Genomic DNA, 24,447 nt, shown 5'->3' on the forward strand with positions numbered 1-24,447 from the left:
GCTACTCAGCGACTCGAACCGGAAGTGAACCAGTCATGGCCAAGCGAATCGACGTAAGCGGACTCACCGCCTTCTACGGATCCCACAAGGCGATCGAAGACATCTCGATGACGGTCGAGCCCCGCTCGGTGACGGCCTTCATCGGCCCCTCCGGCTGCGGCAAGTCGACCTTCCTGCGCACCCTGAACCGGATGCACGAGGTCACCCCCGGCGGCCGCGTCGAGGGCAAGGTCCTCCTGGACGACGAGGACCTGTACGGCACCCACATCGACCCGGTGGCCGTGCGCCGCACGGTCGGCATGGTCTTCCAGCGCCCCAACCCCTTCCCCACGATGTCGATCTTCGACAACGTGGCGGCGGGCCTGAAGCTCAACGGCCAGTACAAGAAGTCCGAGCTCAGCGACGTCGTCGAGAAGTCCCTCAAGGGCGCCAACCTCTGGAACGAGGTCAAGGACCGCCTCAACAAGCCGGGCTCGGGCCTCTCCGGCGGTCAGCAGCAGCGCCTGTGCATCGCCCGCGCCATCGCGGTCGAGCCGGACGTGCTGCTCATGGACGAGCCCTGCTCGGCGCTCGACCCGATCTCCACCCTCGCCATCGAGGACCTGATCGGCGAGCTGAAGGAGCGCTTCACGATCGTCATCGTGACGCACAACATGCAGCAGGCGGCCCGCGTCTCGGACCGCACGGCGTTCTTCAACCTCGCGGCGGTCGGCCAGCCCGGCAAGCTCGTGGAGATCGACGAGACGGAGCGCATCTTCTCCAACCCGTCGGTCCAGGCCACGGAGGACTACATCTCGGGCCGTTTCGGCTAGACCGACACCTCCACCAGCCCCTCGTGGTGCTGCATGGCGGTGCCACCACGAGGCACAAGAAAAGGCCCGCCCCCGAGGGGGCGGGCCTTTTCGGCGGGCGGCCGGAACTCAGCCGAACGCCAGCCACACAATCCCGTACGAAGCGGCGGCGACAAGGGCCGCGGCCGGCATCGTGATGAACCACCCGATGACGATGTTCTTGGCGACACCCCAGCGCACGGCATTGACGCGCTTCGTCGCGCCGACACCCATGATCGCCGAGGTGATGACGTGCGTCGTCGAGATCGGCGCGTGGAACAGGAACGCCGACCCGAACATGATCGAGGCCCCCGTGGTCTCCGCGGCGAACCCCTGCGGCGGGTCCAGCTCGATGATCTTGCGGCCGAGGGTGCGCATGATCCGCCAGCCACCGGCATACGTACCGAGCGACAGCATCACGGCACACACGATCTTGACCCAGACCGGAATCGGGTCCTCGAACGTCTCGTGGCCGCCGATGACGAGCGCCATGACCACGATGCCCATGGTCTTCTGCGCGTCCTGCAGACCGTGACCGAGCGCCATACCGGCCGCCGAGACGGTCTGCGCGATCCGGAATCCGCGCTTGGCCTTGTGCGGGTTGGAGCGCCGGAACAGCCACATGATGAGCGTCATCACGAGGTAGCCGACGACGAGACCGATCACCGGCGACGTGAACATCGGGATGACGATCTTGTCGAGCACGCCGGACCAGTAGACGGTCGTCCCGCCGGCCATCGCCGCGCCGACCATGCCACCGAACAAGGCATGCGAGGACGACGAGGGCAGCCCGAAGTACCAGGTGATGAGGTTCCAGACGATCGCGCCGGCCAGCGCCGCGAAGAGGATCCCCATCCCCTTCTGTCCCTCAGGGGTGGCGATGATCCCTTCGCTGACCGTCTTGGCGACCCCACTGCCCAGGAAGGCACCGGCGAGGTTCATCACCGCGGCCATGGCGAGTGCCGCACGAGGCGTCAGCGCACGGGTGGAGACGGATGTGGCGATGGCGTTCGCAGAGTCGTGAAAGCCGTTCGTATACGTAAATCCGAGCGCGACGCCGATCGTCACGATCAGGGTGAAGGTGTCCATGAGCCGGCCTCAGGACTCCTTCACGGCGATGGTCTCCACCGTGTTGGCCACGTGCTCGAAGGCGTCAGCCGCCTCTTCCAGCACATCGACGATCTGCTTCAGCTTCAGGACTTCCATGGCGTCGTACTTGCCGTTGAAGAGCTGGGCGAGCAGCTTGCGGTGGATCTGGTCGGCCTGGTTCTCCAGCCGGTTGACCTCGATCCAGTACTCGGTGAGGTTCGACATCGTGCGCAGGTTCGGCATGGCCTCCGCGGTCAGCTCGGCGGCCCGGGCGAGGACCTCGATCTGCTGCTCCACACCCTTGGGAAGCTCCTCGACCTGGTAGAGGACGACCAGGTCGACGGCCTCCTCCATGAAGTCCATGATGTCGTCGAGGGACGACGCGAGGTTGTAGATGTCCTCGCGGTCGAACGGCGTGATGAACGAGGAGTTGAGTTGGTGGAAGATCGCGTGGGTGGCGTCGTCACCGGCGTGTTCGGCTGCCCGCATCCGCTCCGCGATCTCGGCCCGGGCGGAGGAGTCCGCGCCGAGCAGTTCCATCAGGAGCTTCGAGCCCGTGACGATGTTGTCCGCGGATGCGGCGAACATGTCGTAGAAGCTCGTCTCCCTGGGGGTCAGACGAAAGCGCACGTGGGGTCCTCGGGGTGCTCTGGATTCGGTCAGGCTGATGCTAGGCGCATCATCCGGCCACGGCTAACCGGCGTTCCCCCAGTGTCGCCCATCAGGCACAGTGATCAGCACGGGGTCCCGCGAACCGCCGGGACCCGCGGAAAGTCCGGTATCATATACCCGCAGGGGGTATGTGGAACCATCACGGGAGGTCGGACACGATGACCACGGAAGCGAGCCAGCCGGCGGCGGACGCCGCACAGACGCCGACGGCCGTGGATGCCGGGATCGTGACCGACCACGACCGCGGCATCCACGGCTACCACCACCAGAAGGACGAGCACCTCAAGCGCCTGCGCCGCGTCGAGGGCCAGATCCGCGGCCTGCAACGGATGGTCGACGAGGACGTCTACTGCATCGACATACTCACGCAGGTCTCGGCCTCCACGAAGGCCCTGCAGTCCTTCGCGCTCCAGCTCCTCGAAGAGCACCTGCGGCACTGTGTCGCCGACGCCGCGGTCAAGGGCGGCGACGAGATCGACGCCAAGGTCGAAGAGGCCACGAAGGCGATCGCCCGGCTCCTGCGTACCTGACGGCCAGATGTCCGGCGGCTGAGTGGCTGAGGAGTTCCCCGGGCGAGGACTGGGCCCGGGGTCCCTGTCCACGGTCAGTCCTCGCCGTTCGTACCGCCGGGCAGCGTGTCGGCCACCCGCAGCACCTCATCGATCCGGTCCGCGCTGAGCCGCCCCTCGGAGGCGGCGGACGCCGCGATGATCAACTCACCGCACAGCTCGATCTCGGCGAGGGCGACGTGGTCCTGGACCGCTGTACCGCTCAGGGGAGCCACGTTCATCACCTCTTCCAGCCATCGTCGGTCGACTTCCCAGGGTAGGGAGGGCCGCACGGCCCGCGCATGGCACGGAAGAACCATTTCCGGCCCCCGACCGGACCCCTATCTCTCCGCTACCCGGCCCGCGTAGATGTCCTTCTTCCGCGGCAGCCGCACGCTCGCGGGCTTCCCGAACCCGTAGAGCAGCGTCGTCGACGCCACCGCGACGTCCTTCTTCTCCTGGGCGTTGGCGAAACTGAACCGGTGCCTGACCTTGCGGATGAGGCCCTCGTCGTCGAGATACACGTCGAACGGCACCGGCGACGTGCCGAACCCTTTCGCCGCCGCGGCGATCGCGCCCTTGTTCCCCGCGGACGCCGCCTTCGCCGCGACCCGGAGATCGACGGTCCCCTTGTAATGGCGGGTCCGCACACCCGCGATGTCGCCCTCGCCCGCGTACGTCACATCACGTGCGCCCCGCAGCAGTTCGGCCGCCGCGAGCGGATCGGTGGCGCCGCCCGTGACCAGATTGCCGTCCGTGAGCGAGGCGGTGTCGACCCGCACCCACTTGTCGGCGGGCACACCCGCGCCGCGGTTCTTCATGAAGAGGGCGCCGGGGGCGAGGAGTTCGGTGATCGGCCGGTGCTCCTGCGCGCCGGCCGCGTCCTGCGGCAGCTGCACCTTCAGCTCGCCCAGGCCCTTGCGGTAGTCGTAGACGCCCGTGCCCCGGATGGTGACCCGCGTGCCACCGCTGGCCATCTCCATCGACGTACGCGCCTGCGAACTGCCCTCGCGCACCAGCCGGTCGGGGGCCTGCCGCACGGCCTGGGCCGGATCCGCGTTCCGGTCGCCCGCCTCGGCGCCGCCGCCGCAGCCGGCGGCACCGGCCACGATCCCCGCCGCGGCGAGGGCCACCGCCGCTCGTCTCGTCGGGCGCCTGTGCTGCACCACCATCGCTTGTCTACCCCCAAGCTTGTCCGTGCGTCTGCGGCCCCGCTGCTGACCGGTTAACGACGAGTAGGGTCGACCGTCACGCGAACGGGGGTTTACATGAGCCCGCTACCGTGGCCGCGTGGCGCAACAGCAGCATGATCATGCGACGACGGTCGTGGAACAGGGCCGGTTCTGCCTGGCCCGGTGCACCTGCGGCTGGCGCGGCCCCGCGCGAAGGGCCCGCAGCAAGGCCCGTACCGACGCGGAGGAGCATGCCGAGGCCGCCTAGAACCGCCCCGGGCGGGCACCGGGAACCCGTGGCTCACGGATCTCGTCTCGTACCACGGGAAGCAACCGGTGGCCCAGGGAGACACGGCATGCAGCGGCGTACGTTCATAGCGGCCTCGGCGGCCGCACTCGGCGCGGGCGCGATATCCGCCTGCAGCGCGGACGGCGGCACCGCGTCCTCACCCCCGTCGCCCGCCGCCTCGTCCTCGGACCCGGTCCGTTCCACGAGCGCGAGCGCCTCCGCGACGGTCCGCGCCGCCGCGAACCTGGACGCGCTGGCCAAGGACCTCGACGGCTCCCTCGTCCGCCCCGGCCAGTCGGCCTGGGCCGCGGCCAGACAGCTCTACAACACCCGCTTCGACGAGCTGAGGCCGAGCGCGGTCGCCTACGTCGCCGGCCCCGACGACCTGCGAACGGCCCTCGCGTACGCCCGCGCCCGCAAGGTCCCGGTCGCCATCCGCAACGGCGGCCACTCGTACGCGGGCTGGTCCTCGGGCAACGGGCGGCTGATCCTCGACGTGTCCCGCATGAAGACGGTCCGCGCCTCCGGTGGCGAGGCCGTGGTCGGCGCGGGCGCCAAACTCATCGACGTCTACCGGGCCCTGGCCGCGAAGGGCGTCACGATACCGGCGGGCTCCTGCCCCACGGTCGGCGTCTCCGGGCTCACCCTCGGCGGCGGCCACGGAGTGGTCTCCCGCGCCTACGGCCTGACCTGCGACAGCCTGACCGGGGCCACGCTGATCACCGCGGACGGCAAGCAGCTGACCGCCGACTCCTCGACGAACAAGGACCTGTTCTGGGCGCTGCGCGGCGCGGGCAACGGCCAGTTCGGCGTGGTCACCGAGCTCCGCTTCAAGACCCATGCCGCACCACAGGCCGTCTCCGCGTACATGACGTGGCCTTGGTCGAAGGCGGCGACGGTCCTCAAGGCCTGGCAGAAGTGGGGCCCGGACCAGTCCGACGAGATCTGGTCGTCGCTGCACGTGGCCAACGCGGCGGGCGGCCGCCCCACGATCTCCATATCGGTCTTCTCGCTCGGCACGTACACCGAACTCCAGAACGCGGTCGACCGCCTCGCCGACGGCCCCGGCGGCCCGGGCCCGGCCACCTCGGTCTCGCTCAAGCGCCGCTCGTACGAGGAGTCGATGGAGGTCTACGCGGGCTGCTCCGCCTTCTCCTCCGACGCCCAGTGCCACCTCCCGGGCGCCACCCCCGGCCGCTCCTCGCAGGGCGCGCTGCAACGCGAGACGTACGCGGCGCACTCGGACTTCTTCGACCGCTCGCTGTCGGACGCGGGCGTGCGCGCCCTGCTCAAGCAGCTGGAGACGGTGACGGCGGGCGCGGGCTCCGTCGCCTTCACGGCCCTCGGCGGCGCGATCAACCGGGTCGACCCGACAGCCACGGCGTTCGTCCACCGCCGCTCGCGGATGCTCGCGCAGTACATCGTGTCGTGGCGGCCCGGCACCTCCGGCACGGCGGCCCAGGGGTGGCTGAAAAAGGCCCACACCGCGATGCGCCCGTACGCGTCCGGGGCGGCGTACCAGAACTACACGGACGCGACCCTGACGGACTGGAAGCAGGCCTACTACGGGGCCGCCGCCGACCGGCTGACGAAGGTGAAGCGCCAGTACGACCCGTCGGGCTTCTTCAGTTTCCCGCAATCGCTGTAGCCGCTCCACGGGCCAAGTGGGGCTGGACCGGGGAACCCCCCGCCCCGTATGGAGCACGCGACACGCCCTCGGGTGGCCCTAAGCGCCGGGCGGGGTTGCGCTGAACTCATGAACAAGCCCCGAATAGCCGCGGCCTCCGCGGCCACCGCCGCCGTCCTCGCCCTGGGTGCCGCCGTGGCGGCCGCCACGGACGACGGATCGGCCCACTCCCAGGCGGGCCCCCTCACGGCGGTCTCCGCGGCCGTGGCGCTTGCCGCCGGCGCCGGTCTCGCCCGCTCGCGGGCGAAGAGCGAGGCGGTTACGCGGCCAGATCCCGCTCCTCCGGCGAGCCGGACGACCCCCGCGCCTCTGGAAGCTCCACCGTTCCCGGAGCCGGCGCCATGACCCTGGGCGCCCAGACCAGCCATCCGGCACGGGACCGCCCGATCGCTCTGGCCACCGGCGTGAGCAGCGCCGACGCGAGCGGCGAGAGCAGCAGCGCGACGGCGGTGCCGAGCGCGAACCCGCCGATGACGTCGGTCGGGTAGTGCACGCCCATGAAGACCCGGCAGAACCCCTCCAGGACGGCGAGCCCGATCCCGGCGAGGCCGAGCTTGCGGTTGGCGACGAAGAGCGCGGCGCCCATCGCCATGGCCAGCGTCGCGTGGTCGCTGACGAACGAGAAGTCGTTCTTCCCCGACACCAGGACGGTGAGCCCGTCATGGTCCTTGAAGGGCCGCGGCCGCTCGACGAAGGACCGGATCGGCACGTTCACCAGGACCGCGGCGGCCGCGGCGAGCGGCGCCCACACCACGGCGGCGACGGACGAGGCGGCGTCGTCGAGCGCACCCCGCCGGCGGGCTCCCCACCAGCTCCACAGCACCACGACCACGAGCCCGAGCAGGATTCCGTACTCGCCGACGAACTCCATGGCCTTGTCGAACCAGCCCGGAGTGCCGTCCGTCAGCCCGTTGATGTCGTAGAGCAGCGAGACGTCAGGGTTTGATCCGGAACTCTCGAGTGCCTCGAGTCCAGCCATGATTCAGCGGCCCCTTCGTCTTCAGCCACCCCCGTGGTCTGTTTTCCGGTTCAGCAAGAGGAACGCACATTCCCGTTCCCAACGTTCCGCACTCCACCGAACGATCACGCAGACGTTATCGAAGAGAGATGGAAACCCGCAGCTCAGGGCCGGGCGTTAACGGAGAGTTCAAGCCACGTCACACTTCCGGTGACGCGCTGGGCAGCGCCTCGGCGCCGTCCTGGGTGACCCGCGTCGCGCCGAAGTAGTCCGGCGTGTCGACGGGGTCGAAACGAATGACCGCCCCAGGTCGCGGCGCGTCGATCATGTAACCGCCGCCGACGTAGATCCCCACATGCCGGATGGCGCGGCTGTTGCTGAGATCGTCCGAGAAGAACACCAGATCCCCCGGCAGCAACTCGTCCCTCTTCGGATGCGCCCCGGCGTTGTACTGATCGTTGGCGACGCGCGGCAGCTCGACCCCCACGGACTCGTACGCGGCCTTGGTCAGCCCGGAACAGTCGAACCGCCCGCCCTGGTCCGCCGTCCCGTTACCGCCCCACAGATAGGGGGTGCCCAGCTTCTTCTGCGCGTAGTAGATGGCCGCCGCTGCCTGCTGCGACGGCTGCACCCGCCCCACGGGCCGGGCGAACGACTTCTCCAGCGTCGTGATCGTCTTCACGTAGTTCTGCGTCTCGCGGTACGGCGGCACGCCCTTGTACTTGATGACGGCGTACGCCCCCGCGTTGTACGCGGCGAGCATGTTCTTCGTCGCGTCACCGGGCGCGTCCTTCACGTACGAGGCGAGCTTGCAGTCGTACGAGGCGGCCGACGGGATCGCGTCGTTCGGGTCCCAGATGTCCCGGTCCCCGTCCCCGTCCCCGTCGACCCCGTGCGCGGCCCAGGTTCCCGCGATGAACTGCGCGATGCCGTACGCCTTCGCCGGCGACGTGGCCTTCGGATTGAAACCGCTCTCCTGGTAGAGCTGCGCGGCGAGCAGCGCAGGGTTGATGGCCGGGCACAGATTGCCCCACTTCTGCACCAGCGACTGATAGGCGACCGGCACGGCACCCTTGGCGAGCCCGACGGCCCCCTGGCCCACCCCGTTCGTCAGGCTCCCGGCCGCCATGTACGTACCGACGACGAGCAGGCTCACGAACCCGGTCCCCCCGGCGACGGCCGACCCTGCGACGATCCACGCCTTACGCACCGTCAACCACCCTTCGCCGCACGGGAGTCCACCGGCGCAACAGTCTAAAGGCGCCCCGGCCGCACGACCGGCAGTTCACCTGGCGTTCTTCGACAGCCGGACACCACGAACCCTCATTGCCCGGCGTGACCAGGCGTGATACACAGAGTGACCATACGTTCCCACGCATACGGAACCGCCCCGCGAGGCGGCCCCGCGACCGCGGGACCGTAGAAACTCGGCCAACGAATGGCGTCAAGTGTGCAGGCATCAGCGCCAATCTGGGTCAGAATGGGCCTGACCTCTGCGCTGCGGCGGAGGCGACAGAACTACCCACTTGGGGCGGTGAGTTACACATGCTGCTGGCAGCCGAAAAAGGCGACATCACGACCATCATCGGCGGGATCGCCCCCGACTGGGGCCCGTTCGGGAGCCTGGGCAACGAGGCACGCGTAATGATCGAGGTGGTGATGGCGGTGGCCATCCTGCTCTGCCTCGGCATCGCGATCTGGGGCGCGGCCAAACAACGGATCGGGGCAACGGCCCTGCGCGACACCTTCAGCGCCGAACAGGGCAAGGGATTGATCGTCGCGGGCCTGACCGGGGTCTTCATCATCGGATCCCTCGGCACGCTCTTCACGATCGTGTACGGCATGGCCGTGTAGCCCGGCGGCCCCCGGTCACCTCGCCGAATGTCCTGCGGCGAGCACACCGTCAGTTTCGGTCCGGTCCCACCCGGTTACCTCTAACCATCCGTCCCGTCGTGCCCACCGACTGAGGTTGCGTCTCCCTGATGTCCAGTCACCACACCGCGCCCGCGCGGCAATCAGTGCGGCTACCGTCGTATGCGGCGAATTCGGCGGTTCAGCCCGAGGTTGAGGGGACGTGCGCGCAATGAGTGTCGACGACCGGCAGGACGACGACGTATACGGCGGCACCGGACAGACCCGGACACGGCTCCCCGAGGGCTCCGGCGGCGACGTGTACGGAGGCGCGCGCAGAGCAGGCCGCTCCTCGTCCCGCTCCCTGATCACCGTGGTCGGCGTCGTGGTGCTCCTGATCGCCGCGATCGCCTTCGCGAACCGGGGCGACGACAGCGCCTCCGACGGGGCCGCCAGATCGGACGCGGGCCCGAAATCCTCCCCGACGTCCCCCACCGGCACGAAGGCGGTGGGGTCGGGGTTCGCCCATGACGAGCAGGGGGTTCAGTCGGCGGCGGCGAATTATGCGGTGCAGTTGGGCGGGGATGGCATGTTCAGCGCCGACCGGCGGCACGCCATCGTGGATGGCATCTACACGCCCGCCGCCGCGGCGAAGCTCACCGGCCCCATGGACAAGGCCTACTCCACAGACTTCCTGAGCAAGCTCGGGCTGGATGCGAACGGCAACCCACCCCAGGGCAGCACGTTCGTCTCCCGCACCATTCCCGTGGGCACCAAGACGCTCCAGTACGGCGACACTGCGAGAGTCTCGGTCTGGTACATGGGGCTGCTCGGCATTTCGGGCGCCAACTCGACCAACCCCGTCACCACGTCGTGGGGGACCTGGACCTTCAACCTCCGGTGGACCGGCAACGACTGGAAGATCACCTCGGACTCCCAGAAGAATGGGCCCACCCCCGTTCCTGGCGATGAACGAGCCTCCAACTCCGAAGACATCAGCAAGGCCATCGAGGAGTACGGAGGGTTCTCGTATGCCCGATAGCCCACGCCTGGCGCTGAAACTCACCGCCACAATCGGTGCCGTACAGGCCGTGGCCCTCCTGACAGCCACCCGTGTCTTCGCGGCACCGAACCCCGACCCGTCGAACGACCCCTGCGACCTGCTGATCGGCCCCGCCAAGAAGTACTGCACCCGGGACGACAACGGCGGCAGCACTGGTGGCACCACCGGCGGCAACATGCCCCCCGACACCACCAACCCCCTCGACCCCCTCTCCAGCCTCGCCAAGGGCTGCGCGGACGCCGCCTCCTGGACTGTCGACAAGCTCAGCGAAGCCGTACAGAAGACCGCCGAAGTCGACTTCACCAACCAGAAATTCCTGCAGCAGTACGCCGTCGTCTTCGCCGCGTCCGCCGTCCTGACGATCCTGCTGTGGCTGCTCGCCGTCGCCAAGCGGGCCGTGCGCGGCGTACCGCTGACCACGGCGATCTCGGAGGCCGTCGGCTTCCTGTGGCTGACCGTGCTCGCCTCGGCGTTCACGCCCCTCATCCTGTACACCGTCGTGTCCGCCACGGACGGTGTCACCGACGTCCTGGCCAAGGCGACGGGCAATCAGACGGACACGTTCTTCGGGACGTTCTCCGAGGCCCTCAAACAGGGCGACAACATCGGCGGCGGCCCGATCATGCTGATCGTCGTGTCGCTGGTCTCGATCGTCGCGGCCGGCGTGCTCTACATGGAGCTGTACCTGCGGGCCGTGCTGCTGTACGTAGGCGCCCTGCTCGGCGTCGTCGTGTACTCGGGGATGGTCGACAAGAACCTGTGGGGCCATGTCCGCCGCTGGGTCGGGATCATGGTCGCGATCATTCTCGTCAAACCGGTCATCGTGATCGTGCTGGGTCTCGCCGGCGCGCTGGCCACGAGCAGCGGCGGCCCCGACTCGCTGGCCGCGGTCGTCTCGGGCCTCGCCATCGTGCTGCTCGCCATCTTCGCGAGCGGCATGATCTACCGCTTCGTCCCGGGCTTCGGCGACGAGATGGCCAACGTACGCAAGAACCGCATCATGCAGGGCGCGGAGGGCAAGGCGGCCGCCGCGTTCACCTCGCCCGCCTCGCTCGTCTCGCAGGGCATCAAGACCCACAGCTCCCGCTCGGACAGCGGCGGCGGGGGCGGAGCCAACCAGGCCCGTCCCGCCAACCCCGTGTCCGGCGGCGTGGCCGCGCACAGCTCGCGCCCGGCCGCCGGGGGCGGCGGCGGATCTGTTCCCTCCGCCGCACCCCCGCCCCGTACGAGCCCCACGAACACCCCGCACGCGGGTAACCGCGGCAGCGGGGGCGGCAATTCCGGCTACAACAGCAAACCGCAAGGAGGTGCAGGGCGTTGACGACCCAGTCCCATGTGTCCCCTCCGGTCACGCCCCGCCGTACATATCTGATCGGCCGGGCCCGGCCGAACGCGATCGTCGGCAGGAACCGCGAGTCCGGCGAGATCGCCCTGATCATCGGCGGGGCGTTCCTCGGCATGATGTGCGGGCTGCTCGTCCCCGTCCTGTCGATGCGGATCGTGCTGCTGATGGGGTTCCCGCTCCTCGCGCTGGCCGCGGTCTACGTCCCGTACAAGCACCGCACCTTCTACAAGTGGTTCGAGATCAACCGGAGTTACAAGCGGTCGCTCAAGCGGGGGACCGCCTACCGTTCGCGGACGATGGAGGCCGGGGTCCGGTTCGACGGGCGCGAGGTCGAGGTCGGGCCGCCGCCGGGGATCGGGCGCCTCACGTGGCTCGCCGCCCCGTTCGGCCCGGACGAGATCGCGGTCCTGCTGCACGCCGACCGGCGCACGGTCACCGCGGCCATCGAGATCGAGGGCCCGGGCGTCGGGCTGCGCGACTCGGAGGACCAGGAGGCGCTGGTCGACCGGTTCGGGACGCTGCTGAAGCACGTGGCGAACGGGGACGGGTTCGTGACCCGCCTCCAGATGCTCGCCCGCACCCTGCCCGCCGACCCGGACGCGCACGCCAAGGACGTGGCCGTACGCGGTGACGACCGCGCCCTGGGCTGGCTGCAGGAGTCGTACGACCAGCTGCAGTCCATGGTGTCGACCAGCAGCGAGCAGCACCGCGCCTACCTCGTGGCCTGCATGCACTTCACCCGCGAGCTGGCCTCCGAGGCGAACGCGATGGCGCGGGCCACCCGCCCGAAGGCCGGCAAGAAGGTCGACCGGGACGCCGGTCTCGCCGTCGTCATGGCGCGCGAGCTGACCGACATCTGCTCGCGGCTCCAGGAAGCCGACATCCGCGTACGGCAGCCGCTCGGCCAGGGCCGCCTCTCCTCGCTCATCCACTCCATGTACGACCCGGACCACCCCATCGACCACATCCAGGCGATGACGAAGCGGAACGCCTGGCCGGCCGAGCTCGACGCGATGGAGCCGACCTACCTCCAGGCGAAGACCCGGGAGTCGTCGACGCGCGCGCCCTGGTGCCACGCCACCGCGTGGGTCAAGGAGTGGCCGATGACGCCGGTCGGCGTCAACTTCCTCGCGCCGCTGCTCGTCCACACCCCGGACGTCATCAGAACCGTCGCCGTCACGATGGACCTGGAGCCCACCGAGGTCGCCATCGAGCGGATGCTGACCGAGAAGACCAACGACGACGCGGAGGCGTCCCGCGCCGCCAAGATGAACCGGACCGTCGACCCGCGCGACATCGCCGCCCACGGCCGTCTGGACCAGCGCGGCGAGGACCTGGCGAGCGGAGCGGCGGGGGTCAACATCGTCGGCTACATCACGGTCTCGTCCCGCAACCCGGACTCTCTCGCCCGGGACAAGCGCACCATCCGGGCCTCGGCCGGAAAGTCGTACCTGAAGCTGGAATGGTGCGACCGGGAGCACCACCGGGCGTTCGTGAACACCTTGCCGTTCGCCACCGGCATCCGCCGGTAGACCCCGTGTCCCACAAGGCCAGAAGGTAGGCGCTGCTCATGCGGGATCCGTTGTCCCTCCTCACCGACGCCTTCACCTCCTTCCTGTTCGGGAAGGTGGAGACGACCCGGCTGCCCGTGCGTACGTCCACGGGACAGGCCCAGGCCGTCTATCTGCCGACCGCGGCGCCCGGCCTCGGCGACTCGGGCGTGATCATCGGTCGTGAGGTCTACTCCGGCAAGGGCTACATCTACGACCCGTTCCAGCTGTACGGGCAGCAGCTGCCGGCCCCGCACTGGCTGGTCCTCGGCGAGTCCGGAAACGGCAAGTCGGCGCTGGAGAAGACCTACGTACTACGGCAGTTGAGGTTCCGGGACCGGCAGGTCGTCGTCCTCGACGCGCAGGGCGAGGACGGGGCCGGCGAATGGAACCTCATCGCGCAGGAGCTGGGTATAACCCCCATCCGGCTCGATCCGACCGCCGCCCTGGACATGGGTATCCGGCTCAATCCCCTCGATCCCGCGATCACGACGACCGGGCAGCTCGCGCTGCTGCGGACCATCATCGAGGTCGCGATGGGGCATGGCCTGGACGAGCGGTCCGGTTTCGCGCTCAAGGTCGCGCACGCCTTCGTCAACGAGACGATCGTCGAGCGGCAGCCGGTCCTGACCGACATCGTCGACCAGCTCCGCCACCCCGAGCCGGAGTCGGCCGAGGCGATGAACGTGGCCATAGAGGACGTACGCGCGTGGGGACTCGACGTCGCGCTCGTCCTGGACCGCCTTGTCGACGGTGACCTCAGGGGCATGTTCGACGGCCCGACGACGGTCGGGATCGATCTCGACGCCCCGCTGATCGTCTTCGACCTCTCGCACATCGACCGCAACTCGATCGCGATGCCGATCCTGATGGCGATCGTCGGCGTGTGGCTGGAGCACACCTGGATCCGCCCCGACCGGAAGAAGCGCATCTTCCTGGTCGAGGAGGCCTGGCACATCATCAACTCGCCTTTCGTGGCGCAGCTGTTCCAGCGTCTGCTGAAGTTCGGGCGGCGCCTCGGCCTGTCCTTCGTGGCGGTCGTGCACCACCTGAGCGACGTGGTGGACGGGGCGGCCGCGAAGGAGGCCGCGGCGATCCTCAAGATGGCGTCCACGCGCACGATCTACGCCCAGAAGGCGGACGAGGCACGGGCGACGGGCCGGGTGCTCGGTCTGCCCCGCTGGGCCGTGGAGATCATCCCCACCCTCACGCCCGGCATCGCGGTCTGGGACGTCAACGGCAACGTCCAGGTGGTCAAACACCTGATCACCGACACGGAGCGGCCACTGGTCTTCACCGACCGCGCGATGACCGAGTCGTCCGATGCCACGCTCGCCGACGACGCCCTGCACGCGGCCGAGCTGGAGGCCGAGGAACGGGCCGCGTCCTTCGTCGAGCAGCGTCTCAGCGATTCCTCCGAGTCCACGGTGGCGTGAGGTGGCGTGCTGATGCGGGACGAACGGCGGTACCCCAACGAGCGCGGCGGGCGCGGCGAGAGCGCCCGGGGCATTCCCGACGGGCTGCTGGTCGGCATCCTGGCGTTCCTGCTGGGCATGACGATCATGGTGTGGTCGGCGACGGGCCTGGCGGGCCTGTTCACCAAGGGCGCGTGGCCCTCGAAGGTGACGTTCGGTCATACGCCTCTGGCCATACGCTATTTGGTCGCCAAGCCGCACGATCTGCCGGGCGCCTGGCCGAACACCCCGAAGGCGGAACTCTCCGGGTACGGGCTCTTCTGGGGTCTGTTCATCGGCCAGTTGATGATCCTGGTGGTGCTGGCCATCTTCGTGGCGGGCACGGTGGCGAGATGGCGGGCGGTACGGGCGGGCCGGGGGCCGGTCGCCGCGTCTGTCGCCGGGCCGGTCACCGCCGGGCCGATGGCTGACAGACCGATGGCTGACGGGCCGATGGCTGACAGTCCGGTCCCCGCGCCGGTGCAAGCGCCGACTCAGGGGCGCGAGGGCGTGCCGATCAACGGCTCCGCCCCGGCGCAACCCCAACCACCCGCGACGGCTGCGGCCACGAACCCGGCGCCGAGGGTCACGCCCGCCGAGCCCCCGGCCACGCAGACCCCCGAGTTCCACCCCGTCGAGCCCGCACTGGCAGCCACCGCCGTCCCCGCAGCCCTGGCCGACCCCACCCCCGTCCCGGCCCCCCGCGGCCCCCTCCTCCTCGGCCCCCCGACGGACCGCCACCCGCTGGCCGTACAGGCGATCCGGGACGCCGAGGGCCCCGCCCTCGTGATCACCTCGGCCCCCGGGGTCTGGGAGGAGACCAAGGACGCCCGGGCCAAACTCGGCCCGGTCCTCCTGTACGACCCGACGCACCGGTGCGACACCCCGGCCCGCATGCACTGGAACCCCGCCGCGGGCTGCGAGGACAGAGCCACGGCGGGCACCCGCGCGGCGGCGCTGCTCGCCCCGACCCGGCCGACGGCCAAGCTGGACTCGGCGGTGGCCGAGACAGCGGACACGCTGCTGCGCAGCTACCTCCACGCGGCCGCCGTCGACGGCAAACCGTTCCGCCACGTCCACCGCTGGGCCCAGGGCAGCCAGGTGCAGGACGCCGTACGCATTCTGCGGACGAGCCCGAAGGCGGCCGCCGGCTCCGCGGGCGAGCTGGAGGCGGCGCTCACCTCGCACCCCGAACGCCGCGACATGGCACAGGAGTTGACGGCTCGCGCACTGTCCTCGCTCTTCTCGGTCCACATCCGTGAGGCCTGCACCGCCAACCGAACTGATGCGCTCACCCTGGATTCCTTCATCGACGAAGGGGGCACGCTTTATGTGGTGGGCGAAGCCATCGAGGACCCCAGGGGGAACCCCGGTGCGATGCCGCTGCTGACGGCCCTCGCCTCGAGCGTGGTCGAGCACGGCCGCCGCATGGCCGAAAGGTCATCCGCCGGTCGGCTCGACCCACCAATGACGCTCGTCCTGGACGACGTCGCGGCGGTGGCTCCGCTTCCCCAGCTACCGGAGCTGCTGGCCACCGGAGCGGACCGGGGCCTGCTGACCCTGGCCCTGCTCCGGTCCCGTGAACAGGGCCGCAGCCGCTGGCCGGACGCCGAACTCCCGGCCGTCTAGCGGCTGTTCCCGGTGGCGTAGAGCCGCAGGAAGACCCGCACCCCGCTCTCCACCCGCGCGTCGACCTCCGCCGCGGGCATCGGCACGACCCCGAAGAACGTGTCCACGGTGACGGTCCCAGCGGTCAGCAGCGTGAAGTACCGCGCGGCCTCCAGGGAGTTGGACTCCTGTACGGCCAACAGCCCTTGTGCGCCCAGCTCGACGAACCGCTCGCGCACCGCCTCCGTCACGGCCCGCGGCCCGGTCCGCTGCCACTCCTCGATGACGTCGGCGGGCAGGTGCGGGCCCTCCGAGATGATCTGCCGGACGAGCAGCATGTGCGAAGCGTGCTCGGCGCGCCGTCTCATCCACTCGCGCGCGAGCGCCCGGATGTCGGCCTCGATGTCCGTGACCTTGCTCAAGTGCCGGTCGATGAGTTCGACTTGGCCGCCGGTGACCTTCGCGGCGCTGTCCATCAGCACCTCGCGGAACAGGTTCTCCTTGCCGCCGAAGTGGTTGTAGAGCGTGCGTGTCGAGACGCCGGCCTCGGCCGCGATCTCGTCGATGCCCGCGCGCGTGTAGCCCTCGCGCCCGAAGACCGTGCGCGCGCCGCGCAGCAGCGCCTGCCGCTTCTCGGCCGTGCCCTTGCGCGGGGCCGGCCCGCCCTGATCCGTCATGCCGCTCCTTCGTCCCCGTCCAGCCTAGGCACAGAGACCTAGGTACAACGACCGTTGCACTTATTACAACCGTGGTTGTACTTTACGGCCATGGCAACCGAACCCCAGGCTTCGGCGGTCCCCGCGTCCGGCGGTCGCCGCCCCGCCCTCACCCTGACCGTCGTCCTCCTCGGCATGCTCACCCTGCCGATGGCCATGTCCGGCACGACGGTGGCCCTGCCCCGCATCGGCGCCGACCTCGGCGCGTCCGGCGCCGCCCTGCAATGGGTCGTCGTCGGCTACTTCCTCGCCGCGTCCTCGTTCATGCTCGTCGCGGGCTCACTCGGCGACCTCTACGGCCGCCGCCGGATCCTCACGTTCGGCGCCGCCCTCTACACGGCCGGCACCCTCGCCTCCGCCCTCGTCCAGCACATCCTGCTCCTGGACGCGGCCCGCGCGCTGTCCGGCATCGGCGCCGCCGGCGTCATGGCCAGCGGCGGCTCCCTGCTCGCCGCGACCTTCACCGGGCCCGCCCGCACCCGCGTCTTCGCCTCGCTCGGCACCACGGCGGGCCTCGGCCTCGCCTTCGGCCCGACGTTCTCCGGCTGGCTCGTCGACGCGCTCGGCTGGCGCGCCACCTTCCTGTCCTACGTCGCCGTGGGCACCGTCATCCTCATCGGCACCCGCCTGATGAGCGAGTCCCGCGCCGAGGAACGGCCCCGCGTCGACAAGGCGGGCGCGGCGACCTTCATCACGGGCCTCGCCCTCGCCCTCTTCGCCATCACCCAGGGCTCCAAGTCCGGCTGGACATCACCCGCGACGCTGCTCCCGGCCGCCCTCGCCCCGGCCCTGCTCCTCACCTTCGTCCGCGTCGAGCAACGCCTCACCCGCACCGGTACGGGCCGCCCGATCCTCGACCTGGGGCTCGCCCGCAACCCGGCGTTCCTCGGCTGGGCCGTCGGCTCCTTCGGCCTGGTCGCGGGCAGCACCGGCGCCCTCACCTTCCTGCCCACCTACCTCCAGGGCGTGAACGGCTCGACGGCCCGCGCGGCAGGACTGACCCTGCTCCTGATGACGGCGCCCGTCCTCGCCCTGCCCCCGCTCGGCGCCCGCCTCGTCAACCGCGGCGTACCCGCCCGCCACCTGCTGGTCCTGTCCCTGCTGCTGCTCGCCGCGGGCAACGCCTGGCTCACCACCCTGCACCCCGGCATCACCGCCGCCGCCCTCTCCGGCCCACTGCTCACCATCGGCACCGGCCAGGGCCTGTCCATCGGCATCATCGACGCGCAGGCCATGTCGATGGTCTCCCCGTCCGAGGTCGGCATGGCCTCCGGTTTCCTCAACACGGTCCGCGGCGGCACCGGCGCCATCATGCTGACGATCTTCGGCGCGCTGCTGCTCGCCTCGGTCGAATCCCGGACCGGATCGGCCCGACTGGCAGCCCGGATCACCGCGGGCACAGGCGGCCACGCACCGGAATTCACAGCGGCCTGGCACGTCACGCTCTGGACGGTAACCACCCTGCTGACAGCACTGACCGCCCTGACCTACGCCCTACTGGCCCCCAGAACAAACCGTCCACCGACATCGGCCGCCCCGCCCGCCCAGCCGGCCGAACGCCCAAAGCCCCAACAGCCGACCACCCACTAATCACCCGCTCAGGGCAGCCCTACATCGCCACCATCCCAACCCCGCAGTCCCAATCCACGCCGGGCCCACAGCGCCACCCATCCCAACCTCGCAGCACCAATCCACGCCGGACCCCCAGCCCCACCCATCCCAACCCCGCAGCACCAATCCACGCCGGACCCGCAGTCCCGCCCACAACAGCCCCGTAGCTCTCACCCACGACAGCCCGCAGTCCCACCACGCCAGCCCACGGCCCCACCCACGACAGCCCGCAGTCCCGCCACGCCAGCCCACAGCCCCACCCACGACAGCCCGCAGTCCCGCCACGCCAGCCCACAGCCCCCAGCCCCACCCATGCCAACCCCGCAGGTCCAATCCACGCCGGACCCGCAGCTCTATCCATCCCAACCCCGCAGCGCCAATCCACAACAGCCCGCAGCTCTATCCATGCCAGCCCCGCAGCACCAATCCACGCCGGACCCGCAGTCCCGCCCACAACAGCCCCGTAGCTCTCACCCACGACAGCCCGCAGTCCCGCCACGCCAGCCCACGGCCCCACCCACGACAGCCCGCAGCCCGTCACGCCAGCCCACAGCCCCACCCATCCCAACCCCGCAGTCCCAATCCACGCCGGACCCGCAGCTCTATCCATCCCAACCCCGCAGCACCAATCCACGCCGGACCCACAGCGCCATCCCAACCCCGCAGCCCCACCCATCCCAACCCCGCAGCTCCAATCCACAACAGCCCGCAGCTCTATCCATGCCAGCCCCGCAGCGCCAATCCACGACAGCCCCGCAGTCCCGCCACGCCACGCAGCTCCACCCACGACAGCCCACAGTCCCACCCACGCCAGCCCACCGCCCCACTCACGACAGCCGCAGCCCCCGTCCACGCCAGCGCCCCGACTCCATCCATGCCAGCCCCATAGCCCCGCCCACGACACCCCCGACTCCATCCACGCCGAATCCACGCCAGATCCGCACCAGGGAGACCCTCACCATGACCACCATCCCCGACAGCCCCCTCCGCGTAGCCATCGTCATCGGCTCCACCCGCGACGGCCGCCTCGCCCCCACCGTGGGAACCTGGTTCACCGAGCACGCCAGGACGCACGCCCCCGCGACCCACTTCGACGTCATCGACCTGACCGACCTGGTACTCCCCGACAACCATCCCGGCTGGGGCCACACCCCCACCCCCGAGCAGGCCGAGCTGGCCGCCCGGGTGGACGCCGCCGACGCCTACGTGATCGTCACTCCCGAGTACAACCACAGCTTCCCGGCCCACCTGAAGCACTTCATCGACCTGCACCGCATGGAGTGGCAGGCCAAACCGGTCGGCTTCGTCTCCTACGGCGGCGTCGGCGGCGGCCTGCGCGCGGTCGAACAACTCCGCCTGGTCTTCGCCGAGTTGCACGCCACCACGGTCCGCGACGGCGTCAGCTTCCACCGCGTGACCGCCGACCACTTCGCGGAGAACGGCGCGGCCCACGCCCCGCAGGGCGCCGGCGAGGCCGCCAAGGTCCTGCTCGACCAGCTCGACTGGTGGGCCCGCGCCCTGCGCACGGCCCGCGCCGAACGCCCTTACACCTAAGGCTGCTTGAGCACCATCTCGTGGTCCACCTTGGAGGGGTCGCCCGGATTCGGGACGGCCCCTCCCGTGCGCACGAACCCGAACTTCCGGTAGAACCCCGCCGCCCGCGCATTGTCCTCATGGACGTGCAGCCGCACCCGGGTCACCCCGTCGACCCCCTGCGCCCACTCGACGGCCGCCGAGAACAGCGCCTCCGTCACCCCGAGCCCCCGCGCCTCCGGCCGCACGAACACCCCGACGAGCTGCGCCTGCCGCTGCTCGTTGACCTGCCCGAAGACATCGAGCTCGCCCTCTTCCTCGACGAGCACCACCACACCCCCGGCCCACACCCCGTCGCTCCCCACCGCCACGAACTGCCGCGCCGCCACGCCGTGCGAGGCCCCCGCCGCCCGGTCCTGCCAGAACACGTCGGGCCGCGCCAGCGCCTGCTCGTACGTCTCCAGGAACGCCAGCGGAGCCGCCGGATCACGCAACGCGGCTAGCCGCAGCTCCTTCACGGCCGTCCACTCGTCGGGGCGTACGGCACGGATCTCGTAGTCCATGCGCCGCACCCTACGGGCCCGTAGTACCGGGGTACTACCGCCTTTTCCCCGGCTCGATGCCCAGGTCGGACGCGGCCGGAGGCCACCTCACGGCACCTTTACGGGCATGACGATCCGAGCGCACGGCCTCACCAAACGCTACGGCGACAAGCCCGGCAGGACAGCGGTCGACGACCTGACCTTCACGGTCGAGCCCGGCACGGTCACCGGCTTCCTCGGCCCGAACGGCGCGGGCAAGTCCACGACCCTGCGCATGCTCCTCGGCCTGGACGCCCCCACGTCCGGACGGGCCACGATCGGCGGCCGGACCTACGCGACGCACCCCGCGCCGCTGTGCGAGGTCGGCGCGCTCCTGGAGGCGAAGGCCGTCCACCCGGGCCGCAGCGCCTTCCACCACCTCATGGCGCTCGCGCACACCCACGGCATCCCACGCTCCCGCGTCGAGCACGTCCTCGACCTCGCGGGCCTCACCGACGTAGCCGGCAAACGGGTCAAGGGCTTCTCCCTCGGCATGGGCCAGCGCCTCGGCATCGCCGCGGCCCTGCTCGGCGACCCGGCCGCGATCGTCCTCGACGAACCCGTCAACGGCCTCGACCCCGAGGGCGTCCTGTGGATCCGCAACCTCCTCAAGTCCCTTGCCCAGCAGGGCCGTACGGTCCTGATCTCCTCGCACCTGATGAGCGAGATGGCGCTGACCGCCGACCACCTCGTCGTCATCGGCCGCGGCCGCATGCTCGCCGACACGACGGTCACCGAGCTCGTCCGCTCGTCGGGCGCCGCCTACGTCAAGGTCGTCACGCCCGACGCCGCCCGCCTGCGCTCCCTGCTGACCGGCGCCGAGACCACCACCGAGGCCGCCGACACCCTCCACGTACGCGGCCTCGAAGCCCCCGACATCGGGAGAACCGCGGCCGCCCACGCCATCCCCCTCTTCGAACTCAGCCCGCGGACGGCCTCGTTGGAGCAGGCCTTCATGAACCTCACCCACGACGCGGTCGAGTACCAGGCGACCACCGCCCTGACGGGAGCCGCACGATGACGACGACCACGACCACGACCACGCCCACGCCCACGCCGATGTCCACCACCTCCCCCTACGCCGTTACGCCCCGCCGCATCATGAGAGCCGAATGGCACAAACTCCTTACGCTGCGCTCCACTTGGTGGACTCTGGGCCTTGCCACCGCACTGGTGATCGGTGTGGGCCTCATGATGGGCTCCACCTACGACGGCGACGACGCCAACATCGATACCGTCCTCTTCATCCTCTTCGGCTCGCAGCTCTCCCAGATCTGCGTCGCCGTCCTCGGCATCCTGGTCACCGCGAGCGAGTACTCGACAGGCCTGGTCCGCGCCACCATGGCGGCCGTCCCGCGCCGCCTGCCCGTGCTGTGGTCGAAGGCCGGCGTCTTCACGGCGTGCGCCTTCACCCTCACCTTCGCGACGAACGTCGTGACGTTCCTGCTGGCCCAGATCTGGCTCTCCGACACCGACAAGTCCCTGTCCCTGACGGACTCCGGTGTCCTCGGCGCCCTCGCGGGCAACGCCGCGGGCGTCACCCTCCTCAGCCTGATCGCCCTGGGCCTCGGCGCCCTGTGCCGCTCGATCCCGGCCGCCATCGGAGCATTCGTCGGCGCCGTCATGATCCTGCCCGAGGTCCTCGGCGTGATCAGCGACGACTTCGTACAGAGCGCCCTGAAGTACTTCCCGGCCAAATCCGCGGAGTCCCTCGGCACGATCCTCCCGCCGGCCGACCACAACGCCCCGGTCACCGGCCTCGTCTCCCTCCTCGTCTGGGCCGCCGCCGTGCTCGCCGCGGCCGCACTCCTTCTCAAGCGCCGCGACGTATGACCAGGATGATCGCGTGACGTCCGAAGCCGGCGAGCCCCAGCCCCGCATCAGCCAGTTCCTGCACCGCGCCACCCGGCGGGTACGCGCTTTCGACCGGCGCCGCCCACTGGTGTGGGACCTGCTCCTGGCGGGGTTCTGCGTCCTCGCGGCCGTCATCGACTACGCGGGCGACGGCTGGCAGAACATCGCCGCGAACACCCACGTTCCCGGCCCGCTCGTCCTCCTCCTCAGCCTCGCCCTGTCCGTCCCGCTGCTGTGGCGCCGCACGCACCCCATGGCAGTGCTGACGTTCCTCGTCGTCGCGGGCACCGTGAACAGCGCGACCGGCGCCGTCCTCCAGGCGGCCATGCTCCAACTCCTCGTCGTCTTCAACATCGCCCTGCGCGCCCGCATGCGCACCCTGCTCCTGGCCTGTGCCCTGACGATGATCCCGGTCGTGGTCGTGGTCGTCCGTTTCCCGAGGGGCAGTTGGGACGCCCAGGTCGTCCCGCACTTCTGGGCCCTGGCTCTCGTCGCCGCGTTCGGCATAGCGCTGCGCAGCCGCCAGGACTACACGAACTCCCTCGTCGAACGGGCCCGCAGGCTCGAAGTCGAACGCGACCAGCAGGCCCGGCTCGCGGCCGCCGCCGAACGGGCCCGCATCGCCCGCGAGATGCACGACATCATCGGCCACAACCTCTCCGTCATCACGGGCCTCGCCGACGGCGGCTCCTACGCGGCCGCCCGCAGCCCGGAACGTGCGGGCCAGGCCCTCACCGCGATCGCCACGACCAGCCGCCAGGCCCTCACCGAACTGCGCCGCCTCCTCGACGTCCTGCGCGAGGAAACCCCGTCGACAGAACCGGAGTTGGCCCCGCAGCCCGCTCTCACGGACATCGACGCCCTCATCGACGGCGTACGCACCGCGGGCCTCCCGGTCAGGCTGTCCCACAGCGGCTCCACGCCCACCACGCTCCCGCCCGGCACCCAACTCGCCCTCTACCGCGTTCTCCAAGAAGCCCTGACGAACACCCTGAAGCACGCGGGCCCGAAGGCAACCGCCACAGCCGACATCTCCTACGCCCCCGACGCCGTCACCCTCACCGTCACGGACACGGGCCGCGGCGGCACCCCGGCCACCGGCGGCCGCGGTCTCGCGGGCATGCGTGAGCGAACGTCCCTCTACAGCGGCACACTTGAGGCCGGCCCCCAGCCGACCGGCGGCTGGCGGGTCACGGCCCATCTCCCCGTCCCGAAGGAAACCACCACGTGAGCCCGGCCCCCGCCACCTCGGTCCTCATCGTCGACGATCAGCCCATGCAGCGCTTCGGCTTCCGCATGCTCCTGGAGAGCCAGGACGACATGCGGGTCGCGGGCGAGGCGGGCACCGGCACGGAAGCAGTAGCCCTCGCGTCGCGGCTGCGCCCGGACGTTGTCCTGATGGACATCCGCATGCCGGGCATGGACGGCATCGAGGCCACGCGCCGCATCGTGTCGACGCCGACGTCCACCGACAACGACGGACCCGGCATTCTCATCCTCACCACGTTCGACATGGACGAGTACGCGTACGCGGCTCTCCGCGCCGGCGCTTCCGGCTTCCTCATCAAGGACGCGCTTCCGGAGGAACTCCTCGCCGGTATCCGCGCGGTCGCGGGTGGCGACGCGATCGTGGCCCCGGCCCTGACCCGCCGCCTCCTGGACGCCTACGTCCACCATCTCCCGGCCGCTCCGAACGCTCCCGCGGCACCGGATCCCCGTATCTCTTCACTCACGGAACGCGAGCGCGAGATCCTCACGGTCATTGCCCAGGGCTGGAGCAACGCGGAGATCGCCGAGCGTCTCCATCTCGCGGAGTCGACGGTGAAAACGCATGTGTCCCGCATTCTGGCGAAGACGGGAGCGCGGGACAGAGTGCAGGCGGTGATCGTGGCGTACGACGCGAAACTGGTGGAACCCATATAGGTCCCTAAAACGCAGAAAACCCCCGTCCGGTATCCCCGGACGGGGGTTTTCTCCAATATTAGTTCGGCGGCGTCCTACTCTCCCACAGGGTCCCCCCTGCAGTACCATCGGCG

Annotated in this window: 24 protein-coding genes; 16 read left to right on the forward strand and 8 right to left on the reverse strand. The window is 70.2% G+C overall.

Annotated elements, in window-relative coordinates; translation table 11 throughout:
* Positions 1-35: 35 nt before the first annotated feature.
* A complete protein-coding gene (gene pstB, locus AB0J02_RS09560) occupies positions 36-812 on the forward strand; it encodes a phosphate ABC transporter ATP-binding protein PstB (protein WP_363193007.1) in 777 nt (258 codons plus the stop codon).
* Between the two features lie 108 nt (positions 813-920).
* Here the strand turns inward: pstB and AB0J02_RS09565 are convergent, their stop codons facing one another.
* Both AB0J02_RS09565 and AB0J02_RS09570 read right to left on the reverse strand, forming a co-directional pair.
* Positions 921-1,919 carry an inorganic phosphate transporter gene (locus tag AB0J02_RS09565; protein ID WP_363193008.1) on the reverse strand — a complete coding sequence of 333 codons (999 nt, stop codon included), beginning with the start codon at positions 1,917-1,919 and terminating at the stop codon, positions 921-923.
* A 9-nt stretch (positions 1,920-1,928) separates the two neighbouring features.
* A complete protein-coding gene (locus AB0J02_RS09570) occupies positions 1,929-2,549 on the reverse strand; it encodes a DUF47 family protein (protein ID WP_324767024.1) in 621 nt (206 codons plus the stop codon).
* A 200-nt stretch (positions 2,550-2,749) separates the two neighbouring features.
* Between AB0J02_RS09570 and AB0J02_RS09575 the strand changes: the two genes are divergently transcribed.
* Complete coding sequence (locus AB0J02_RS09575) at positions 2,750-3,121, forward strand: metal-sensitive transcriptional regulator (protein ID WP_363193009.1); 372 nt, start codon at positions 2,750-2,752, stop codon at positions 3,119-3,121.
* 74 nt (positions 3,122-3,195) lie between these two features.
* Here AB0J02_RS09575 and AB0J02_RS09580 read toward each other — a convergent pair whose 3' ends face one another.
* A complete protein-coding gene (locus AB0J02_RS09580) occupies positions 3,196-3,381 on the reverse strand; it encodes a hypothetical protein (protein ID WP_363193010.1) in 186 nt (61 codons plus the stop codon).
* Positions 3,382-3,480: 99 nt separating this feature from the next.
* On the reverse strand, positions 3,481-4,311 hold the full coding sequence (locus tag AB0J02_RS09585) for a hypothetical protein (protein WP_363193011.1): 831 nt from the start codon (positions 4,309-4,311) through the stop codon (positions 3,481-3,483).
* A 118-nt stretch (positions 4,312-4,429) separates the two neighbouring features.
* Between AB0J02_RS09585 and AB0J02_RS09590 the strand changes: the two genes are divergently transcribed.
* Positions 4,430-4,579 carry a hypothetical protein gene (locus tag AB0J02_RS09590; protein ID WP_363193012.1) on the forward strand — a complete coding sequence of 50 codons (150 nt, stop codon included), beginning with the start codon at positions 4,430-4,432 and terminating at the stop codon, positions 4,577-4,579.
* Positions 4,580-4,667: 88 nt separating this feature from the next.
* Positions 4,668-6,248 (forward strand): FAD-binding oxidoreductase, encoded by a 1,581-nt coding sequence (locus AB0J02_RS09595; RefSeq protein ID WP_363193013.1) that lies wholly within the window; start codon positions 4,668-4,670, stop codon positions 6,246-6,248.
* A gap of 298 nt (positions 6,249-6,546) precedes the next feature.
* On the opposite strand, the gene AB0J02_RS09600 is transcribed toward AB0J02_RS09595, so the two are convergent.
* Complete coding sequence (locus AB0J02_RS09600) at positions 6,547-7,266, reverse strand: phosphatase PAP2 family protein (RefSeq protein WP_363193014.1); 720 nt, start codon at positions 7,264-7,266, stop codon at positions 6,547-6,549.
* Positions 7,267-7,444: 178 nt separating this feature from the next.
* Positions 7,445-8,455 (reverse strand): bifunctional lytic transglycosylase/C40 family peptidase, encoded by a 1,011-nt coding sequence (locus AB0J02_RS09605; RefSeq protein ID WP_363193051.1) that lies wholly within the window; start codon positions 8,453-8,455, stop codon positions 7,445-7,447.
* A gap of 335 nt (positions 8,456-8,790) precedes the next feature.
* On the opposite strand from AB0J02_RS09605, the gene AB0J02_RS09610 reads away from it, so the two are divergent.
* The 6 genes from AB0J02_RS09610 to AB0J02_RS09635 all read left to right on the forward strand — a co-directional run bounded on the left by AB0J02_RS09610 (position 8,791) and on the right by AB0J02_RS09635 (position 16,137).
* Positions 8,791-9,099 carry a hypothetical protein gene (locus AB0J02_RS09610; protein ID WP_344535914.1) on the forward strand — a complete coding sequence of 103 codons (309 nt, stop codon included), beginning with the start codon at positions 8,791-8,793 and terminating at the stop codon, positions 9,097-9,099.
* Positions 9,100-9,328: 229 nt separating this feature from the next.
* The gene (locus tag AB0J02_RS09615; RefSeq protein ID WP_363193053.1) at positions 9,329-10,138 is read left to right on the forward strand and encodes a hypothetical protein; all 810 of its coding nucleotides are present in this window, start codon (positions 9,329-9,331) and stop codon (positions 10,136-10,138) included.
* The gene (locus AB0J02_RS09620; RefSeq protein WP_363193015.1) at positions 10,128-11,480 is read left to right on the forward strand and encodes a hypothetical protein; all 1,353 of its coding nucleotides are present in this window, start codon (positions 10,128-10,130) and stop codon (positions 11,478-11,480) included. The genes AB0J02_RS09615 and AB0J02_RS09620 overlap by 11 nt, the downstream gene beginning before the upstream one ends.
* Positions 11,477-13,036 (forward strand): SCO6880 family protein, encoded by a 1,560-nt coding sequence (locus tag AB0J02_RS09625; RefSeq protein WP_363193016.1) that lies wholly within the window; start codon positions 11,477-11,479, stop codon positions 13,034-13,036. Before AB0J02_RS09620 ends, AB0J02_RS09625 begins: the two co-directional genes overlap by 4 nt.
* A 38-nt stretch (positions 13,037-13,074) precedes the next feature.
* Entirely contained in the window at positions 13,075-14,490 is a 1,416-nt protein-coding gene (locus AB0J02_RS09630; RefSeq protein WP_363193017.1) for an ATP-binding protein, read from the forward strand.
* 12 nt (positions 14,491-14,502) lie between these two features.
* Positions 14,503-16,137 carry a type VI secretion protein gene (locus AB0J02_RS09635; protein ID WP_363193018.1) on the forward strand — a complete coding sequence of 545 codons (1,635 nt, stop codon included), beginning with the start codon at positions 14,503-14,505 and terminating at the stop codon, positions 16,135-16,137.
* Here AB0J02_RS09635 and AB0J02_RS09640 read toward each other — a convergent pair.
* A complete protein-coding gene (locus AB0J02_RS09640) occupies positions 16,134-16,793 on the reverse strand; it encodes a TetR/AcrR family transcriptional regulator (protein WP_363193019.1) in 660 nt (219 codons plus the stop codon). The genes AB0J02_RS09635 and AB0J02_RS09640 overlap by 4 nt on opposite strands.
* Before the next feature lie 90 nt (positions 16,794-16,883).
* Here AB0J02_RS09640 and AB0J02_RS09645 point away from each other — a divergent pair, with 90 nt between their 5' ends.
* Positions 16,884-18,422, forward strand: coding sequence for an MFS transporter (locus AB0J02_RS09645; protein ID WP_363193020.1), 1,539 nt, complete (start codon positions 16,884-16,886; stop codon positions 18,420-18,422).
* Positions 18,423-19,403: 981 nt separating this feature from the next.
* Positions 19,404-19,997, forward strand: a complete 594-nt coding sequence (locus AB0J02_RS09650; protein WP_363193021.1) for an NAD(P)H-dependent oxidoreductase — start codon at positions 19,404-19,406, stop codon at positions 19,995-19,997.
* Here AB0J02_RS09650 and AB0J02_RS09655 read toward each other — a convergent pair.
* Complete coding sequence (locus tag AB0J02_RS09655; protein ID WP_363193022.1) at positions 19,994-20,539, reverse strand: GNAT family N-acetyltransferase; 546 nt, start codon at positions 20,537-20,539, stop codon at positions 19,994-19,996. The two genes, AB0J02_RS09650 and AB0J02_RS09655, sit on opposite strands and share 4 nt — an antisense overlap.
* A gap of 106 nt (positions 20,540-20,645) precedes the next feature.
* Here AB0J02_RS09655 and AB0J02_RS09660 point away from each other — a divergent pair, with 106 nt between their 5' ends.
* From AB0J02_RS09660 to AB0J02_RS09675, 4 genes are read left to right on the forward strand one after another with little or no spacing between them, the layout of a single operon-like run.
* Entirely contained in the window at positions 20,646-21,578 is a 933-nt protein-coding gene (locus AB0J02_RS09660; RefSeq protein ID WP_363193023.1) for an ATP-binding cassette domain-containing protein, read from the forward strand.
* Positions 21,575-22,390, forward strand: coding sequence for an ABC transporter permease (locus AB0J02_RS09665; RefSeq protein ID WP_363193024.1), 816 nt, complete (start codon positions 21,575-21,577; stop codon positions 22,388-22,390). The genes AB0J02_RS09660 and AB0J02_RS09665 overlap by 4 nt, the downstream gene beginning before the upstream one ends.
* 13 nt (positions 22,391-22,403) lie before the next feature.
* Positions 22,404-23,642, forward strand: a complete 1,239-nt coding sequence (locus tag AB0J02_RS09670; RefSeq protein WP_363193025.1) for a histidine kinase — start codon at positions 22,404-22,406, stop codon at positions 23,640-23,642.
* The gene (locus AB0J02_RS09675) at positions 23,639-24,334 is read left to right on the forward strand and encodes a response regulator transcription factor (RefSeq protein WP_363193026.1); all 696 of its coding nucleotides are present in this window, start codon (positions 23,639-23,641) and stop codon (positions 24,332-24,334) included. Before AB0J02_RS09670 ends, AB0J02_RS09675 begins: the two co-directional genes overlap by 4 nt.
* The last annotated feature ends 113 nt before the right edge of the window (positions 24,335-24,447 follow it).

Origin of the sequence: Streptomyces sp. NPDC050264, assembly GCF_040655895.1 — a bacterium.
Lineage (GTDB): Bacteria > Actinomycetota > Actinomycetes > Streptomycetales > Streptomycetaceae > Streptomyces.